The 16,892-nt window shown below is 64.1% G+C and carries 20 protein-coding genes; 11 read left to right on the forward strand and 9 right to left on the reverse strand.

The window, feature by feature from the left end:
- Positions 1-4: 4 nt before the first annotated feature.
- Positions 5-400 (forward strand): tautomerase family protein, encoded by a 396-nt coding sequence (locus tag ACZY08_RS28495; protein ID WP_463747962.1) that lies wholly within the window; start codon positions 5-7, stop codon positions 398-400.
- 61 nt (positions 401-461) lie between these two features.
- Here the strand turns inward: ACZY08_RS28495 and ACZY08_RS28500 are convergent, their stop codons facing one another.
- Together ACZY08_RS28500 and ACZY08_RS28505 are read right to left on the reverse strand one after the other, a co-directional pair.
- On the reverse strand, positions 462-1,100 hold the full coding sequence (locus ACZY08_RS28500; protein ID WP_463747963.1) for a cation efflux transmembrane domain-containing protein: 639 nt from the start codon (positions 1,098-1,100) through the stop codon (positions 462-464).
- Positions 1,100-1,429: an ArsR/SmtB family transcription factor gene (locus ACZY08_RS28505; protein ID WP_463747964.1), complete on the reverse strand. Its 330-nt coding sequence runs from the start codon at positions 1,427-1,429 to the stop codon at positions 1,100-1,102. Before ACZY08_RS28505 ends, ACZY08_RS28500 begins: the two co-directional genes overlap by 1 nt.
- Before the next feature lie 109 nt (positions 1,430-1,538).
- Between ACZY08_RS28505 and ACZY08_RS28510 the strand changes: the two genes are divergently transcribed.
- Complete coding sequence (locus tag ACZY08_RS28510; protein WP_463747965.1) at positions 1,539-2,222, forward strand: hemerythrin domain-containing protein; 684 nt, start codon at positions 1,539-1,541, stop codon at positions 2,220-2,222.
- 30 nt (positions 2,223-2,252) lie between these two features.
- Here ACZY08_RS28510 and ACZY08_RS28515 read toward each other — a convergent pair whose 3' ends face one another.
- Together ACZY08_RS28515 and ACZY08_RS28520 are read right to left on the reverse strand one after the other, a co-directional pair.
- Positions 2,253-2,666, reverse strand: a complete 414-nt coding sequence (locus tag ACZY08_RS28515; RefSeq protein WP_463747966.1) for a hypothetical protein — start codon at positions 2,664-2,666, stop codon at positions 2,253-2,255.
- A gap of 131 nt (positions 2,667-2,797) precedes the next feature.
- Positions 2,798-3,709: an MBL fold metallo-hydrolase gene (locus tag ACZY08_RS28520; protein ID WP_463747967.1), complete on the reverse strand. Its 912-nt coding sequence runs from the start codon at positions 3,707-3,709 to the stop codon at positions 2,798-2,800.
- Positions 3,710-3,830: 121 nt separating this feature from the next.
- Between ACZY08_RS28520 and ACZY08_RS28525 the strand changes: the two genes are divergently transcribed.
- Positions 3,831-4,265, forward strand: coding sequence for a VOC family protein (locus ACZY08_RS28525; RefSeq protein ID WP_463747968.1), 435 nt, complete (start codon positions 3,831-3,833; stop codon positions 4,263-4,265).
- A 36-nt stretch (positions 4,266-4,301) separates the two neighbouring features.
- Here the strand turns inward: ACZY08_RS28525 and ACZY08_RS28530 are convergent, their stop codons facing one another.
- On the reverse strand, positions 4,302-4,814 hold the full coding sequence (locus tag ACZY08_RS28530) for a DinB family protein (RefSeq protein WP_463747969.1): 513 nt from the start codon (positions 4,812-4,814) through the stop codon (positions 4,302-4,304).
- 114 nt (positions 4,815-4,928) lie between these two features.
- A complete protein-coding gene (locus ACZY08_RS28535) occupies positions 4,929-5,606 on the reverse strand; it encodes a cutinase family protein (RefSeq protein WP_463748072.1) in 678 nt (225 codons plus the stop codon).
- A gap of 356 nt (positions 5,607-5,962) precedes the next feature.
- On the opposite strand from ACZY08_RS28535, the gene ACZY08_RS28540 reads away from it, so the two are divergent.
- On the forward strand, positions 5,963-6,721 hold the full coding sequence (locus tag ACZY08_RS28540) for an alpha/beta hydrolase family protein (RefSeq protein ID WP_463747970.1): 759 nt from the start codon (positions 5,963-5,965) through the stop codon (positions 6,719-6,721).
- 26 nt (positions 6,722-6,747) lie between these two features.
- On the forward strand, positions 6,748-7,251 hold the full coding sequence (locus ACZY08_RS28545) for a GNAT family N-acetyltransferase (RefSeq protein ID WP_463747971.1): 504 nt from the start codon (positions 6,748-6,750) through the stop codon (positions 7,249-7,251).
- Positions 7,252-7,267: 16 nt separating this feature from the next.
- Here the strand turns inward: ACZY08_RS28545 and ACZY08_RS28550 are convergent, their stop codons facing one another.
- Positions 7,268-8,332, reverse strand: a complete 1,065-nt coding sequence (locus ACZY08_RS28550) for an AraC family transcriptional regulator (protein ID WP_463748073.1) — start codon at positions 8,330-8,332, stop codon at positions 7,268-7,270.
- Between the two features lie 94 nt (positions 8,333-8,426).
- Here ACZY08_RS28550 and ACZY08_RS28555 point away from each other — a divergent pair, with 94 nt between their 5' ends.
- Positions 8,427-9,872 (forward strand): DUF1254 domain-containing protein, encoded by a 1,446-nt coding sequence (locus ACZY08_RS28555; protein ID WP_463747972.1) that lies wholly within the window; start codon positions 8,427-8,429, stop codon positions 9,870-9,872.
- Positions 9,873-9,910: 38 nt separating this feature from the next.
- Entirely contained in the window at positions 9,911-11,326 is a 1,416-nt protein-coding gene (locus ACZY08_RS28560) for a DUF1254 domain-containing protein (RefSeq protein WP_463747973.1), read from the forward strand.
- Positions 11,327-11,370: 44 nt separating this feature from the next.
- On the opposite strand, the gene ACZY08_RS28565 is transcribed toward ACZY08_RS28560, so the two are convergent.
- Both ACZY08_RS28565 and ACZY08_RS28570 read right to left on the reverse strand, forming a co-directional pair.
- A complete protein-coding gene (locus ACZY08_RS28565) occupies positions 11,371-12,021 on the reverse strand; it encodes a maleylpyruvate isomerase family mycothiol-dependent enzyme (protein ID WP_463747974.1) in 651 nt (216 codons plus the stop codon).
- A gap of 55 nt (positions 12,022-12,076) precedes the next feature.
- Positions 12,077-12,532: a DUF1942 domain-containing protein gene (locus ACZY08_RS28570; RefSeq protein WP_463747975.1), complete on the reverse strand. Its 456-nt coding sequence runs from the start codon at positions 12,530-12,532 to the stop codon at positions 12,077-12,079.
- A gap of 302 nt (positions 12,533-12,834) precedes the next feature.
- Between ACZY08_RS28570 and ACZY08_RS28575 the strand changes: the two genes are divergently transcribed.
- The 4 genes from ACZY08_RS28575 to ACZY08_RS28590 all read left to right on the forward strand — a co-directional run bounded on the left by ACZY08_RS28575 (position 12,835) and on the right by ACZY08_RS28590 (position 16,810).
- Positions 12,835-13,263, forward strand: a complete 429-nt coding sequence (locus tag ACZY08_RS28575) for a cellulose-binding domain-containing protein (RefSeq protein ID WP_463747976.1) — start codon at positions 12,835-12,837, stop codon at positions 13,261-13,263.
- Between the two features lie 613 nt (positions 13,264-13,876).
- On the forward strand, positions 13,877-14,395 hold the full coding sequence (locus tag ACZY08_RS28580) for a hypothetical protein (RefSeq protein WP_463747977.1): 519 nt from the start codon (positions 13,877-13,879) through the stop codon (positions 14,393-14,395).
- Between the two features lie 206 nt (positions 14,396-14,601).
- Positions 14,602-15,210 (forward strand): LGFP repeat-containing protein, encoded by a 609-nt coding sequence (locus ACZY08_RS28585; protein WP_463747978.1) that lies wholly within the window; start codon positions 14,602-14,604, stop codon positions 15,208-15,210.
- Between the two features lie 148 nt (positions 15,211-15,358).
- Positions 15,359-16,810, forward strand: coding sequence for an amidase (locus ACZY08_RS28590; RefSeq protein ID WP_463747979.1), 1,452 nt, complete (start codon positions 15,359-15,361; stop codon positions 16,808-16,810).
- The last annotated feature ends 82 nt before the right edge of the window (positions 16,811-16,892 follow it).

Raw genomic sequence — 16,892 nt, forward strand, 5'->3', positions numbered from 1 at the left:
CCCGATGCCCAGCACACTCATCGAAGTACGGCGGCCTTATCGCGAGTCCGCAGAGGTGGCGATCATCGATGCGGTGCACGACGCGCTAGTGGCCGCCTTCCAGATCCCGGCCGGCGACAAGCACGTCCGACTGGTATCCCATGAGCCTCATCGGTTCTCGCATTCGCCCGGCGTGGCGCAACCCGAGCTGTGCACCCTCGTGACAGTCGACTGCTTTGCCGGCCGTTCCGTGCAGGCCAAGCGGAATCTCTACCGGGAGATCGTCAATCGCCTGGAGGTACTGGGCATCCCGCCGGACCACGTCACCATCGTTGTACGCGACCATCCGACACAAAACTGGGGCATTCGGGGCGGGCAGGCCGCCTGCGATGTCGACCTGGGATTCGACGTCAATGTGTGATCGGTGCCCTGGGCTTGTCCTCAGGTGGTCGCGGGCTTGTCGGCGACGAGCCGCCGGGTTCTCATTCTCCACAACAGGTTTCGCCCCGCCACGCTTCGCGTCCTTCGTTGACGGCAACGCCGGCGAGAATGAGTGCGGCGATCGAATCGGCCCAACTCCAGCCGAACATACTGTTGAGGACCAGCCCCGCGAGGACCACCGCGGACAGGTAGGTGCACAGCAGCGTCTGTTTGGAGTCCGCCACTGCTGAGCGGGAACCGAGTTCGCGACCGGCGCGGCGCTGGGCAGTGGATAGCACCGGCATGATCACCAGGCTGGCCGTGGTCAAGGCGATGCCGATCACCGAATGTCTGGCCTCCTCCGCTCCGGCGAGCGATCGGATCGATTCGACGGTGACGTAGGCGGCCAACGCGAAGAACGACACCGCAATGATCCGCAGCGCGGTCTTCTCGCGAGCCTCCGGGTCCGGGCCCGAGAACTGCCAGGCGACGGCGGCGGCCGAGGACACCTCGATCACGGAGTCGAGTCCGAAGCCGATCAGCGCGGTCGACGACACCCGGGCACCCTCGCCGATCGCGATGATCGCCTCGATGACGTTGTAGGTGATGGTCGCGGCGACGAACCACCGGATCCGCTGGTGCAGCAACGCCCGTCGTGCCGGGGCCAGAGGAGTGCCGGGCATCGGGACCTCTGGCGCCATCAGCAGCACCCATCGGATGCCGCGTCCGGGCACTGCCCGGGGTCGCCTGCCAGCACCACATGTAACAGGTCGTTCAGTGCGTGGGCGAGCCTGGGGTCGGCGAGTTCGTAGCGGGTGCGCCGACCTTCCGGGACCGCGACAACCAGACCGCAACCACGAAGGCAGGCAAGATGATTGGACATGCTCTGCCGGGACACACCGGCCTGATGGGCCAGATCGGCCGGATATCCCGGGGCGTCTTTGAGTGCGAGCAGGATCTTGGACCGGGTCTGATCCGAGAGGGCATGACCGAACCGGGCCAGCACCGCGACCTGCGTCAGCGTCTCCATGAGCTCAGAGTACATCGGATTGTGAATACAGAGAACACTGAACTATCAAATGGGGTAGCCGGATACTTGTTGCGACAGCTGGTGTGCGACGCATCCTGATCCTGGACGGTTGCCGCAGTTCACCGAACGGAAGCTTGATATGCCGGTCAACGACTTGGACATGTTGCTCGTCCACCGCGTGTTTCGCCGCGAGTTCGGTGAACTGGCGGAGCTGATCGACGGCGTGCAGCCCGGCGACACCTCGCGTGCGCGGATTGTCGGTGACCACCTGCAATTCATCACCGAAGCGTTGCATCACCACCACGCGGCCGAAGACGAGCTGGTCTGGCCGATCCTGTCGGCCAGAGTGCTGGATCGGAGATCCGACTTCGAGCTGATGGAAGCGCAGCACGGGCGTATCGCAACGGCACTCCACGAGGTACAAGCAGATCGCGTGTCGTGGACGAATTCCGCGCAGCGATCGACCACTGACCGGCTGCGCGAGTCGTTCGCCCAGCTGTCCGAACAGGTGCTGACCCACCTCGATGAAGAGGAGCGAGACGCCTTGCCGGTTATCGTCCAGCACCTGACTGCGAAGGAGTGGGAAACCGCGGTCAGGCGGGGAGCGTCGTTCTTGACCAAACATCCACGATGGGGCATCCGCCTCGGCGGACTTGTGCTGGATTACGCTTCCCCCGAAGAGCGCCGCTCTTTCCTGGCGGGAGTGCCACTGCCGCAACGGCTTTTGGTCAAGGCGCTGGGCGCGCGGTCGCTGGCGGCATACCGCAAGAAGTTGTACGCCGTGCAGATCTAGCCTGTGCCGGCCGGCGTGGAGGCGTCGCCGCTAGATGGCCCCGGGTGTCCCAGGTGGGCTCATCGATCCGTCGACATTCGGCACCATCGCCGGGGCCGGTATGCCCCCGTCCGCGGCGTTGTCTCCGGGGATCCCGTCGTCTGGCGTCTGGTCGTACATGCCGCCCCAGCAGGCTGGATTCCATCCCTCCGTGGCGCACGCCGGATCATCCGGGCTGGTGGGGGAATCGAGAGCCGTGGGTATGCGCGGTGCCGCTGAAGCGACGGACGCCGTAGTCACCGGAGTAGCCGCGGCCAGCGCAGCGATCCCGCAGATTGCGGCCACCGCAGATCTTGTCAGCATGTGTCGCGCCTCAGAAGCCGTCATCGAACGCATCTTCCACTCCTTCACCCCGGCCAACCAAGCCAGTTTGACGTTTGCCAACGCCGCACCGTCATTGCTCATGCTCGCAGTTCCACGCCTACCACGGGTGGAAACCGAAACTTCGCTGGTAGAAATCCCCACGCCATCATGGTCCGGAACGCGTGATTGGCCGGCGCTCCCCGTAGGGAGCGCCGGCCAATCACGGCAGGCGATCAGTAATCCCAGCCGGCCGGTACACACCGGAAGGCGTCGCCGGCGGTCGCCACGTGGCAGACGGATGGGAACGGCAGGTGGGTGGCCACCAGCGATTCTCCCGTCGCCGCCAACTCGCGCAGAAGCTCGATGCGGACGCGGGCCGCCTCCTCGGGATCGTGTTCGAATCCGTTCTGCCACTCGGGGTTGTCGAACCCGGGTGCGAACACGGCGTCGCCGGCGAATGTCAGCTTCTCGCCGCCGGACGCCAGGCGGACCACACTGTGTCCGGGAGTGTGACCGCCGGTGCGACTGACGAGCACGCCCGGTGCCACTTCGTACTCCGTCTCGAACGTCCGCAGCTGGCCCCGGTAGTCGTCCAAGAACTGCGTGGCAACCCTCCGAAGCACATCCGGGATCGGCTGCGGCATCACAGTGCGGGAGAAATCGGGCGACTCCCAGAATTCAGCCTCGGCAGCCGCTGCGTGGACCCGCAGGTCCGGCCGCAGCCGTTCCTTCACCCCTTCGGTGATCAGTCCGCCCACGTGGTCCATGTGCATGTGGGTCAGCACGACGTCGGTCACAGAACCGAGATCGACACCTGCAGCCTCCAATCGCTGGACCGTCTGGCCGGCGCGGGGGAAGTCCGGGAATTCCAGCCCCAGCCCGGCGTCGACGAGGATGGTCCGATCACCGCTGCGGACCACCACGATGTTCAGCGGCCAGTCGACCACCTCCGGCGGCAGAAAATTGTCGTCCAACCAGCCCGCCAGGTCCGCCTGGTCGACGTTGGTGGCCAACGTCGAGGCCGTGATCGGCAACACTCCGTCGCTGATCACCAGCACCTCGATGTCACCCACCTGTACCGCGTAGCGCGACGGAACCAACTCGTCGACCGGACTTCCCACCCTTGTCATGTCGTCCAAACTCATACCGTGTTCCTCCTGAGGGCCGCACCGAAGACATGTCGAATGACCTGTCTTTCTCGTGGGAACGTCCTCGAGCCGCCGGAACTATCCAGCGATCACCTCGGCAGCTGGTTAGGGTCGGCTGATGGGCTCGGTCAAGCAATTTCAAGTGACTTTCGATTGCGCGGATCCGGAGCGCGTAGCTCGCTTCTGGTGCGAAGTGCTGGGATACGTGGTGCCTCTGGCACCGCCGGGATTTGACACCTGGGCGGACTTCGATCGGTCCCTGCCCCCCGAGCGTCAGGGATCGGCGTTCGCCTGCATTGATCCTTCGGGTGTCGGCCCACGACTGTTCTTTCAGCGCGTACCCGAAGGCAAGACCGCCAAGAACCGTGTGCATCTCGACGTCCGGGTGGGCATCGGACTCGTGGGGCCAGAGCGCCTGGCAACGCTGGAAGCCGAGTGCGCACGCTTGGTGGCGCTGGGGGCCGTGCGGGGGCGAATAGTGCCGGCTGACGGCATCAACGAGTCGTACATCGTGATGCAGGACATCGAGGGTAACGAGTTCTGTCTCGACTGAGGCACGTTTGGCCCTTGTGCCCAAGCGCGTTTGAGGTCAAGAAGTTTGGCGGGTTCTGCCGTCAGAGCGGGTCTCATCGATTTGTTCGCGAAGAATGTCGCCGTGCCCGGCATGCCTGGCGAACTCTTCGATCATGGCGAGCAGGGTCCACCGCATGCTCACAGTTCCCTCCGCAGGGATGTCTATGGTGGCGTCGAGGTCGAACCGCGACGCGATGTCGCGTGATCGCTGACTGGCGCGCTGGAACTCGGCGATCACGTCGGGCAGCGACTCGTGATCGCCGACAGCGAACGTGCCTTCGTCTCGCCTCGAGTACCCGTCGCATTCGGATTCGTCTAGTCCGGCCCAGAACCTTTGGAACCAGATTCTCTCCGCTGCGGCGGCATGCTTTATCAACGAGATCGGCGTCGTCAGCGACGTCACGAGGTGCCGGCGGGCGTCGGCTTCAGCCAGCCCGCGTGCGGTCGCGATCAATGCTTCACGGTTTCGGTCGAGTGTGTTCTCGATGAGGGTGCGCTCGGATCCGTTGGTGATTCGCTTGGTACCCATAGTTTTTACTCTGCTCTGTCGTGCGGATGAAGACATGCTCAGGTGGCCTGGGAGAAGGCGGAGAGGCGTGGCGGTGCGAGCCCGCGAAGACAGGGGAGCCGTCGGGAGCGGGTGCTACAACCGCCTGACCGCAAACTGCGCGGCCTGGTCGACCATGCCGTTGGCGATGTAGGCGTTGTGGGCGCCGGTCGGCGGCCCCGGTGCGGCGCCATTGCACACGCTGTCCCCGGTGGCACACAGATCGATGGTCTTGGGCGCATAGAGCGGCCCGATGGTGATTTGCGGCGCCCCGGCATCGCTGAGGAATTGGTTCGACGGTTTCCCGAACAATGCGACGGCAGCCACGTGCGAAGCGATCTCCGGTGGCATCGGAGGTGGTACGAACGCCGCCGGGACACCCGCGGGGATATCGGCCGAAGTGGTGAATGCCGCCACGGCAGCACCTTGGGAGAACCCACCCAGGACCATCTTGGTGGTGGGGCAGTCCGCGGCCACTGCCTGGATGTGGTTGGTCGCGTCCCTGATGCCGTCGATAACGGTGAGGGCGAACTGGATGCCGTCGGCGAAGTCGGCGCTGGCCTGGTAATTCACCGGGTACTCACTGACCGATTTCGCGCCGGCCTTGCCGCGCACAGCGTCGACGAAGGCCTGCCCGATACCGCCGGCACCCGGAGGCTCTCCTGTCCCGCGGGCGAACACCACTTCCGCGTCCGGACATGGGGCCGCGTCGGCCTGGGGCGCCGGAGCGCTCACCACTGCCAGCGCCGTGGACGAGGCTGCGAGCAGGCCCATGAGCCCGTGGATTCTTCCGCGGTTGGGCGCCGCGGGAGGTTGGTTGCAATCGATTGTGTACATAGGAGAACCTTCGCGTCGGGATAGGACGGCCGATTGCCCGAATTCGATGGTACGTAACGCCCGCAAGCCCCTCGGAGCGTGCAGTTCGTGGCCCCACCGCACGCGCGCGAAAATCGTTGGACGGGTTGCGGACGAATTGATAGCGTCGCTCGCGACCGTGACGGCACGCGAGGAGGTGAGACCCATGGACGCTGTAACCCTGTGGGTGCTCCCACTCGCGTTCGCGGTCGGGCGATCGAGGTAGGTGTCGTCGGGAGCGCCTGAACAATGGAACTCCCGAAAGGCGCCACACCATGCATTTCACTTCTGAGACATCGTCGAACGGTGTCATCGAACGTACCTTCACCCTGGACGACGTCACCGGCGTGCTCTGGTCACCGGAAACCGGCTCCGACGGCGCGCCCGTGGTCCTGGCCGGTCACCCCGGCGGCTTGGACAAAATGGCCCCGGGGCATGTCGGGCGGGCCCGTTCCTCGGTTCTCACGGACGGTTTTCACGTCGTTTCGATTGATGCACCCGGACATGGCGACCGGCCACGGAGCGCAGCCGATGTGCACCTGGTCACCGCCTTCCAGCAGGCTCGGGCAGAGGGCAGTCCGTCATTCGGCCGGATCCTCGCTGAGTACTGCCACTCGGTGGCCGAGCGCGCCGTCCCCGAATGGCAGGCGACGATCGACGCCGTTCAGGCCCTACCCGAGATCGACGCGCGGGCGGCCATCGGTTACTCCGGCATGACGCTGGCGAGCGCGATCGGCATACTGTTGGCCGCGGCCGAGCCTCGGATCACCGCGGCGCTCTTCGGTGGGGTAGTCGCCCACGATGCGCTGCTGGAGGCGGCGAAACAGGTAACCATCCCGATCGAGTTCCTGCTCCCGTGGGACGATGAGGAGATCCCACGCGGATTCGGTCTCGAATTGTTCGGCGCGTTCGGCTCGGAAGACAAAGTGCTGCATGCCTTCCCGGGTCGACATCACCCGGTGCCCACGGACCGGATCGACACGCGGTTCTTTCCCCGGCATCTCGGGCGGAGTGAGGACACACTGCCAAAATGACAAGTGTCGGAGCATCGAGGCGGGATATGTGGAGTACTCGAGTTGAACAGCCGCAGGATGTCAGCCGCATCCACGCTGTGAACGCGGCAGCGTTTCCCACCGAGTTGGAAGCGAACCTCGTCGACGCGCTCCGGGAAGACCCGGCCGCGTGGATCGACGGACTGTCCGTCGTCAGCTGCGACGCGAGCGGCGAAATTGTGGGATATGCGTTGCTCACGCGATGCACGGTCGACAGCCATCCCGCGCTCGCGCTCGGACCCTGTGCGGTCGTGCCCGACCTCCAGCGAGGTGGGGCTGGTTCGGCAGCTATTCGCGCGGGGCTCGCGCGGGCGCGAGAACTGGGGGAGAACCTGGTAATCGTTCTGGGGCACGCTGATTACTACCCGCGATTCGGATTCGTCCCGGCATCGCGTCTCGGCATCACTGCGCCGTTTGCCGCACCCGACGACAATTTCCTGGCCCTCACTCTCAATCCTGATGACAAGGTACCCAGCGGTGAGGTTGCCTATGCGAAACCCTTCGGCGTCTGACGCTTGAATCGCACCGTCACTCTTCTGTGAGTCGGGTCGGCTGCGATTCTGCCTGCGCCAGAGCCGATTCGGCAGTTCCCAACCCGATGCGGGTGTTGCGATAGTCGGTGGGGGTCAAGCTGAACCAGCGTTTGCATGCGCGGGTCAGCACGCTCTGCTCGGCGTAGCCGAGTTGGCGACACAGCTGCACGAGGGGCAGGTCGGTGTCGAGCAACAATCGATGGGCGAGTTCGCGGCGAGTTTGATCGACCATCTCGGCAAAGGTGGTTCCTTCAGCGGTGAGACGGCGTTGCAAAGTCTTGGAGTGAATGCCGAACTGGCGGGCGACCAGTTCGGCGGTCAGCTCTCCGGTGGGCAGGAGCTGGCGGATGATCCTGCGCACGGTGTCGGTGAAGCCCCTTGCATGTTCGGCGCGGGCATTGGACAGGTAGTGCAACGCGAGCTGATGAGCGAGCGGATCGTGGTTGAGTGGGCGTTGTAAGTCGTTGGCGTGCAGGGTGAATCCGGCGAACGGTTCGCTGAAATGCGATGGGCACCCGAAGTAGCGGCGGTAATCGGCTCTGGTGCCCAGCGCGGGGTGGGGCAGGTGCACGGACACGGGCCGGTAGGTGGTGCCCAGGAAAAGGTGCAGCACGCGCAGGGTGACGCCGAGGGCCAGTTCGACGGCCTGGGCCTGAGGCGGCGCCGGGTGTAGCAGAAAGTCGAATTCGAACCGGCACATCGTCTCGTCGGTGTGCGACTGGATGTGTGCGGTGATGCCGGGACTGTAGGCGCTCATGTAGGTGTCGAGGATCGTGAACGCCTCAGCCACGGTGGCGGCGGTGCGGGCCGCGACTCCGACCGGGCCGAGGATGTCGATGCTCTGCCGCTCGGCGAGCCGGCGACCGAAGTCGTCCGCACCCAGTACCGCGGCTGCGCTTTCGACCGCGGCGATGGCACTGCGCAACGGAATATAGCGGTCACGTTGTCCGGCATCGGCGGGATTGATGCCGGCGAGCTCCAGCAGCGCCGCGGGATCGCCCTCATGGGCGGCGACGAGTCCGCTGAATCCCACCAGCGATGATCCATGGACCAGTTGCATGTCCATCACGATCAAGAAGATGTCCAGCAAAGTCAAGACACCAGCTAATGGCTCAGGCAAGGATGAGCGGGGCTCGGGCGACAGAAGGGACAGCATGGATAGCAAGAGGTCTTGGCGGAAGTTGAGCGTGGTGGCCGTCGCGGCAATGGCGCTGACCGCGGTCGCCTGCGGCAGTGACAAAGGTTCGGACAACGTTTCGAGTGCGCCCGCCGAAGAGGTGACCCCCGACCAGATCCGGGAGATCGCCAAACAGGCCTACATCTACGGCTTCCCGATGGTGGACAACTACCGGATCCAGTACGCCTACTTTCAGGACAAGCAGAACCCGCAGTACAAGGCCCCCTGGAACACACTTCAATCCAACGCGCAGGTGTTCACGCCGGCCGATACTGCCATTCAGACCCCTAACTCGGACACCCCGTACAGCTTCTTCGGGGCCGATCTGCGCACGGAACCGTACGTGCTGAGCGTTCCGACGATCGAAGCGAAGCGGTATTACTCGCTGCAGTTCATGGATCAGTACATGTACAACTTCGACTACGTAGGCAGCCGGACGACCGGCAACAATGCCGGCAAATACCTTCTCGCGGGGCCGAATTGGAAGGGTGAGAAGCCTGCCGGTATCGACAAGGTGATTCAGTCGGACACCGAATTCGCCTTCGTCGCATACCGGACTCAGCTGTTCGGGCCCGACGACCTCGACAACGTCAAGGCGATTCAGGCCCAGTACGGGACCGAACCGCTGTCGACGTTCCAGGGCAAGCCGGCGCCGACCGCCGCACCTGCGGTGGACTTCATGGTTCCGCAGACCGCCGAGGAGGAGCGCAAGTCGCCGCAGTTCTTCGAGACCCTCAACTTTGTTCTGCAGTTCGCGCCGGTCTTGGACACCGAGAAGGACCTGCGCGCGAAGTTCTCCTCGATCGGCATCGGCACGGACAAGAAGCTGGATATCGCATCGCTGAGCAAGGACGAGCAGGACGCTTTCCAGGCGGCGATCACCGATGCCTGGAAGGAATACGATCCGATCCAGGCGAAGGTGGACAGCGGCGAGATCTCACCGAGTGAGTTGTTCGGCAATCGGCAGACACTCGGAACCAACTACCCGTACCGCATGGCCGGTGCGATCAACGGCATCTACGGCAACGACAAAGCCGAGGCCATGTACCCGAGCTTTTCGAAGGACTCGACGGGCGCTCCGCTCGACGGCGCGAACAAGTACATCTATCGCTATGCGCCCGGGCAGCTGCCCCCGGTAAACGCGTTCTGGTCGCTGACGATGTACCGGATGCCGGAGAGCCTGCTGGTGGCCAATCCGATCAATCGTTACCTGATCAATTCACCGATGCTGCCCAGCCTGAAGCAGGATCCGGATGGTGGTTACACCATCTATGTGCAGCGGGAAACTCCCGGCCCGGAGAAGGAATCCAACTGGCTGCCGGCGCCCGAGGGCCCGTTCCGGTTGACGCAGCGGCTGTACTGGCCCAAGGAGGCCGCCCTCAACGGCACGTGGCAGGCGCCTGCGCCGCAGAAGGTCGGGTGAATATGATGTTGCGACAACATGTTTCGTGGCTTCGTGGAATGGCCGTCATCGCCGCGGCGACGCTTGCGGTCACGTTGACCGGCTGCGGTAGCGGCAAGGATCCAGGCAACGATTCGAAGGAGCAGTCCGTGCTGACCACCGCTCAGATCCGCGAGATCGCCAAACAGGCGTACGTCTATGGCTTTCCGATGGTGGACAACTACCGGATCCAGTACGCCTACTTCCAGGACAAGCAGAGCTCGCAGTTCCGCAGTCCGTGGAACACCCTGCACTCCGATGCCCACGTCGCCACTCCCGCGGATACCGCAGTGCAGACCCCGAACTCGGATACCCCGTACTCGACGCTGGGCGCGGATCTCCGGGCGGAACCGCTGGTACTGACGGTGCCGGAGGTGGAGAGCAACCGGTACTACTCGGTGCAGCTCATCGACGCCTACACCTACAACATGGGCTACCTCGGCAGCCGCACCACCGGAAACAAGCCCGGAAAGTACCTGCTCGCAGGCCCGAACTGGAAGGGAGAGAAGCCTTCCGGTATCGACGGCGTGCTGCACGCCGAGACCGACTTCGTGCTCGCGTTGTACCGCACCCAGTTGTTCGGCCCGAACGACATCGACAACGTGAAGGCGATCCAGGCCGGTTACAAGGTGGAACCGCTGTCGAAGTTCCTCGGTACCGCGGCGCCCCCGGCGCCGGCCGCGATCGACTTCGTGGTTCCGCAGACCCCTGACGAGCAGCGGAAGTCGACCGACTTCTTCGAGACGCTCAACTTCGTCCTGAAGTACGTGCCGGTGCTGGACTCGGAGAAGGAGCTTCGGGCGAAGTTCGCGTCGATCGGGATCGGCACCGACAAGGACCTCGACATCGGTGCGCTACCCGCGGACCAGCAGCAGGCCTTCCAGGACGGGCTCAACGACGCGTGGACTGAATACAACGAGCTGCAGGCGAAGATCGACAACGGTGAGGTCACGACCGCGCAGATGTTCGGCGACCGCCGGACGATGGGTACCAACTATCTGTACCGCATGGCCGGTGCGATCAACGGCATCTACGGCAATGACACCGCCGAGGCGATGTATCCGATCTTCCGCCTGGATTCGGCGGGGGCCGCGCTCAATGGCGCCAACAAGTACACCTATCGATTCGCTCCCGGCCAGCTGCCGCCGGTGAAGGGTTTCTGGTCGATCACCATGTACCGACTGCCGGAGAGCCTGCTCGTGGCCAATCCGATCAACCGGTACCTGATCAACTCGCCGATGCTGCCGCAACTGAAGAAGGACGCCGACGGTGGCTACACCTTTTACGTGCAGCGGGAATCCCCGGGCGCGGACAAGGAGTCGAACTGGCTGCCGGCTCCGGACGGTCCGTTCGTGTTGATCGAACGGCTGTACTGGCCTGAGGAAGCCGCAGTCGACGGAACCTGGAAGGCACCTGTTCCCGAGCAGGTTCGGTGACATCGTCTGGCAACCTGACAGCGAGGTGATCCGTTGTCGGGCAGTCAGACTCGACCGCCGAATCCGCGGAGTTCCTGCACCGTTGCGCCGGGCCCGGCCATGCTGATTTCGCCTGCTGTGCGGCGCCCGGACAGCCAGCGGACCAGATCCGGGGGAGAGCCACGGAGAATCACCTCTGGCCCAGACTTCGGCCCAACCGACCACCGGTGATCGCCGTCGCTGCTACCGATCGTCACCCGAGCGCCGGCGGGCAGCTTCCTGAGCTGATAGCGCAGCACGAGCGGAATGACGTCCACGAGTGTGGCCGGCACCGCGTGGGTTCGGGTGTCGAGGCCGACGAGATCCTCGTGGTGGGTCCAGTATTCGAACAGAGCCAGCGGAGCCACCACCGGCTGTAGAAGCAGCCGCGGCATGGGGCGACGCAACCGATCGACCACTGCGGCAAAACCGTGGCGTCGTTCTCGGCGAAGCGCGGTGTCCACCATCTTCGGTGTGCCTGCCACCGAAACTCCATGGGTTACCAGCGATCGGGCGATGAAGGTCGTCACGCCGCCGTAGCGTTCTTCGCCCGCGAGGTGAGCCGCAAGGTCCAGCGCGGTCCACTCGCCGCATGCGGTCGGCGCTGAGGGACCCCGCTCGATCAACGACTCAGTCAATGCTGCGCGTTCGGCGCTGACGTCCTCTGCGATCGTCATGTCCAGAAGTGTTACCTCAGGGCGACGGGCAATCGTCACGTTTCCGACGAATCAATCAGCCCTTCCAGACCACCTTGTCGGTGCCGCCGGAGTCCCGATAGACGACGCTGTCGGGTGCTGTCCCGCCTCGTACGTCAAAGTAGATCCGTCCGGTGGTTTGGGTACCTGGCGCGATCGGTTGGTTGGCCAGGCCGTCCGTCTGGTTTCCCTTCATATCCGCGTAAGTAGAGCTGTTGACAGCCCGCGCGTTGAAGTCGGAAATGTTCGGAGTGGGGAAGCCGCTCACGGCCTCGGCCGTTACGTCGGCATACCAGATTCCGTCATTGTGGCCGCTGGGTTGCAAGTTGCTCACGGTGTAGTCGATGGCGCCACCTGGACTGGGAAGCTCTGCTGTTTGGCCGAACTGCAGCGTTTCCGGATCTGCATATGCCGGCGTCGCCGCCACGATTCCGGCCGCCGCGATCCCGGCAGCCGCCGTCATCGTTTTCATCGCGATCTGTGAGAATGCCACGTTGGGCTCCCTCCGCCGTATTCCTGTTGCCTCCAGGAATAATTGCCGTTTGCCTGCATCAGAGGTGTATCCAAAAGCGGGGCTGTCAAACGTGTTGTCTGCGGTGCGGCCGGTATCGCGTCGCCGTCGGGGGTGACCGTTTCAACCGCCGATTTTCCGGCTGACCGGCCTCGACCCTTCCTGCCTTTTGAGCCGTGAGCGAGGCTGCAGATTTCGTGATGGTTTCGGTTGAGCATAGGTATTGCAGCTAACCCGCGAGGCGCGGCGCCGACATCGCCCTTTCGGCTCTAACTTTGGCCACCATGGCGGGATTGGGCAAGTACGTGAAGCACTGGCGCACAGCGCTTCACGCAAGCGTATCGGCGTTGATACTTGCGATCCCGGCACTTGCCATCGCCCCCGTGGCTCACGCAGCTGCGCCTGCGGCGAGGTTATCGGTGTCATCGACATGGCAAACCGGTTTCATCGGCCACTTCGTCATCACCAACCCGAGCACCGTGCCACTGTCCGATTGGAAGCTTGAATTCGACTTGCCGATGGGTGAATCCGTCTCGCACACGTGGAGTAGCAACCTCACGCGGTATGGCACGCACTATGTGCTCACACCCGCGAATTGGAATCGCATCATCGCACCCGGCGGTACCGCCACCGGCGGCCTCAGAGGCGTGTTGTCGGGCTCGTACGTACCACCGTCGAATTGCGTGCTCAACGGACAATATTTGTGCACCTAGCGGTGGCGACGCGAACGGAACGGGAGCACGTCTGACCAGGGGGTACGACTGCCCATCGGCAAACGAGTTGCCTACCGGCAACCATGCGATCGCCCGCCGTTCCAGCCCGAACCGTTATTGGCGTTTTGCCAGATCTCAAATGTTCCAATACAGTTCCTGGCTAATTACTGCACCGCTGTAGTGCCAGCTAGGGTGATATCGACCACATTCTGGCAATAAGGGTGGTAGTTGCCACAAATGTGACGTGTCGGCGGCGGGCTGACTCTTGCGTCGCCTCGGCTGTAATGCACGCAGCAAACATGCATTCGCGCGCTTCTGGTCGGATCGGCGCTTGGTCGCCGCGGAATGACCGATGCACGGTCCATCCCTGTCTTTTCGGCGCCCGGAGCGCGGGGGGAGGGGGTGCTCGTGTCTGACACGGCTCTACTAACTCAAACCCAGAGAAGCGAGTACCACCATGCCGAAGTTCGGCGGACCGATCGAGAAGTTCGGAAAACAGAGACACGTAAAGAAGAGCATCACCGCCGTTCTCATTGCGACCGGCGTCGGCGGTGCCACTTTGCTTTCTGCCCCGATACACCGGCCTGCGGTGGTAGCCGTTGAGCGACCGCCGGTGGCGGACACAGTCGCCAAGCCCGCAGTTGTCGCCCCCAAGCCGGTGGTCGTGACCAAAGACTCCAGCGCGCAGGACATCGTCAAGGCCATCGTGAGCCAAGGCCGAGCCGCCAGGCTGAGCGACGACCAGATCAAGGCCGTCATCGCCACCGCGAAAATCGAGTCCACTTTCCGCCCGACCGCCTCCGGCGGTGTGCAGGCCTATGGCGGCCCGGGAGGTGCGGCCGATGAGGTCATCGGGCTGTTCCAGGAGAAGGCCAGTTTCGGCACCGTCGCGGAGCGCCAAGACCCCAACAAGTCGATAGCCCGGTTCATCGGCCGGTTCACTGAGGCGTTCAAGAAGTACGGCATCAACAACGACGCTGTGCTGGCGGCCACGCTCGCGCAGAACCCGCAGTTGCTCAAGTACCGCGGCGGCGTCGGAACTCATTACTACAACACCATCAAGGCCGCGATGAGCGCTGCCGCAGATATGTACGGTCAGGCCGTCAGCGCCCCGCTGCAGCCTGTCACCTGACTCTTCACGTCCAGACCGTCAGACTGACTTGGTGACGCCGTAGTAGGCGACCGATCGTCCTGGAACTGCTCAGCGATGCCGCCCGCAGGCGAGCGGCGCACGGTGCGATCTCCTGCGCCACTCAAGTGGTTCGGTTATAGTCCCGGCCGGGCAAGGGTTCAGGCGCAACGTGTGCCACACCACACCAAGACGCGGGAGGAAAACCCATGAGGACGAACGCATACCGCAACACGGCCGTCGCCGGCCTGGCGGCTGTTGTGCTGATCGCTGCGGGTTGCAGCAATGGCACGAGCGTCGACGCGTCGGCGCCGCCTCAGGTCGAATTGATCGTCACCTCCGCGACGGAATCCCCTGCGCAGCCCCACGAAGTGAAGCTCGCCGGAGATAGGGACGTCGAGGTGACGCTGACCGGCCCGATCGCTGCCAAGTACGCATCGGCAACCGACAAGCAGAAGGAAACTCTCGGCAAGCCACTGACCGGTGACCGCAACGCGGGAACCCGGGACAGCGGCGTGGTGTTCCAGCAGTTCCAGGGCGGCGTGATCGTCGCAAAGAACGACGAAGTGGGCACACCGGCCTACATCGTCGCGGGCAAGATCCGGGAGGCCTGGAACGTCCCGCGCGACGCGGCCGGCGTGCCCGTGGTGACGGGCGATAACGGGTCGGCAGGGCCGCTGGGCGTCCCCACCAGCGACGAGAACACCGATGGTGATCTGCTCGTGTCGACCTTCGAGCACGGCAAGGTCGAGTTCGACGCGAAGACCGGCAAGGTCGAGGTGACCGTCAACGACAAGGTCGTACCGTCCGGGCTGTAGACAACAGCCGAAGCGGTGCATGAAACATGCTGCTATACAGCATGTTTCCGTCGCGATGCGGTCGACCTGAGGAGCGTCGAACGGAAACTTTCCTGTTGCGGGAAATAGGATTTTATGGCTTCGAGCGTGGGCCTTTAGCGTCAGTCGCATGGAGCGGAATTTTCAGTCGGCCCGTGAATTGGTGGTCGCGTTGCGCGCCGGTGAGGTGTCCTCGGCGGAATTGATCGAGGCGGCGATCGCTGCGGTCGAGCGGGACGACGCGGTGATCAACGCGATCTGCGTGCCGGACTTCGACCGTGCACGAGCGGCTGCTCGGCATGCCGACCAGGCGCGTGCCCGTGGTGAGGATCGGCCGCTGCTGGGTATTCCGGTGACGGTCAAAGAGTCATACAACGTGGTCGGGCTGCCCACAACCTGGGGCATGCCCCAGTACCGGGACTTTCGGCCGGCCGAGGACGCGGTACAGGTGTCGCGACTCAAGGCCGCCGGTGCGGTGGTGCTCGGTAAGACAAACGTGCCGTTGGGGCTGCAGGACATACAGAGCTTCAACGAGATCTACGGCACCACCAACAATCCGTGGGATCACGCTCGTACGTCGGGCGGATCCTCTGGTGGCTCGGCCGCGGCCCTGGCCTCCGGGTTCGGTGCACTGTCCATCGGCTCCGACCTTGCCGGGTCGCTTCGGACCCCCGCACATTTCTGCGGCATCTACGCGCACAAGCCAACGCTCGGGCTGGCCGCGACGCGCGGGATGACCCCGCCGCCGGGGCCGGCCCTGCCGGCCGAGGCCGATCTCGCCGTCGTCGGTCCGATGGCGCGCACTGCCCGCGACCTCGCACTCCTGCTCGACGTGATGGCCGGACCGGACCCGCTGACGGTCGGCGTGGCGCATGAGGTGACGCTGCCAACTGCGCGCCACGAACGACTCGCCGATTTTCGGGTTCTGGTCCTCGACGAACATCCGTTCATTGCTACCGGGGCCGCGGTGCGCGCCGCAGTCAACCGGGTTGCGGATGCGCTTGTCTCCAATGGTGCCCGCGTCGAACGAAGCAGCCAGCTGCTGCCCGATCTGGACGACGCCGCATTGCTGTACACACAGTTGCTGTTTTCTGGCTCCGCAGCACGATTTCCCGTCGAGGCGTATGAGCAGTTGCAGACCCGCGCCGCAGGTCTGAGTCCAGACGACCAGAGTCTCGACGCGGCGCGACTTCGCGGAATGGTGTTGAGTCACCGCGATTGGATCGAGGTGAACAATCGTCGCGAGCTCCACCGCTACGGCTGGCGACAGTTGTTCGGCGAGTTCGACGTCGTGGTGTGTCCTATTACGCCGACTCCGGCGTTCGGCCACGACCACAACCCTGAGCTGTTGGAACGTCGGATTGACGTCGACGGAGTCGAGTACGCGTACTTCGACCAGCTGGTCTGGGCCGGTCTGGCCACAATGCCCGGCCTGCCCGCCACCGCCATCCCAGCGGGTCAGTCTCCGGAGGGACTGCCGGTCGGAGTGCAGCTCATCGGTCCGATGTTCGAGGACCGCACTCCGTTGCGGCTGGCCGAACTCCTCGAAAAGGAGATCGGCGGTTCCCGGGTGCCGGAGTAGGCGCGCCTGGATGTTCCGGCAGGATGGCGAACCGTCAGCCTTGTGGCTTCGTCCATGACCGAATCGCCTCCGCCACGGACTG

Source organism: Mycobacterium sp. IDUB_9 (assembly GCF_055419505.1).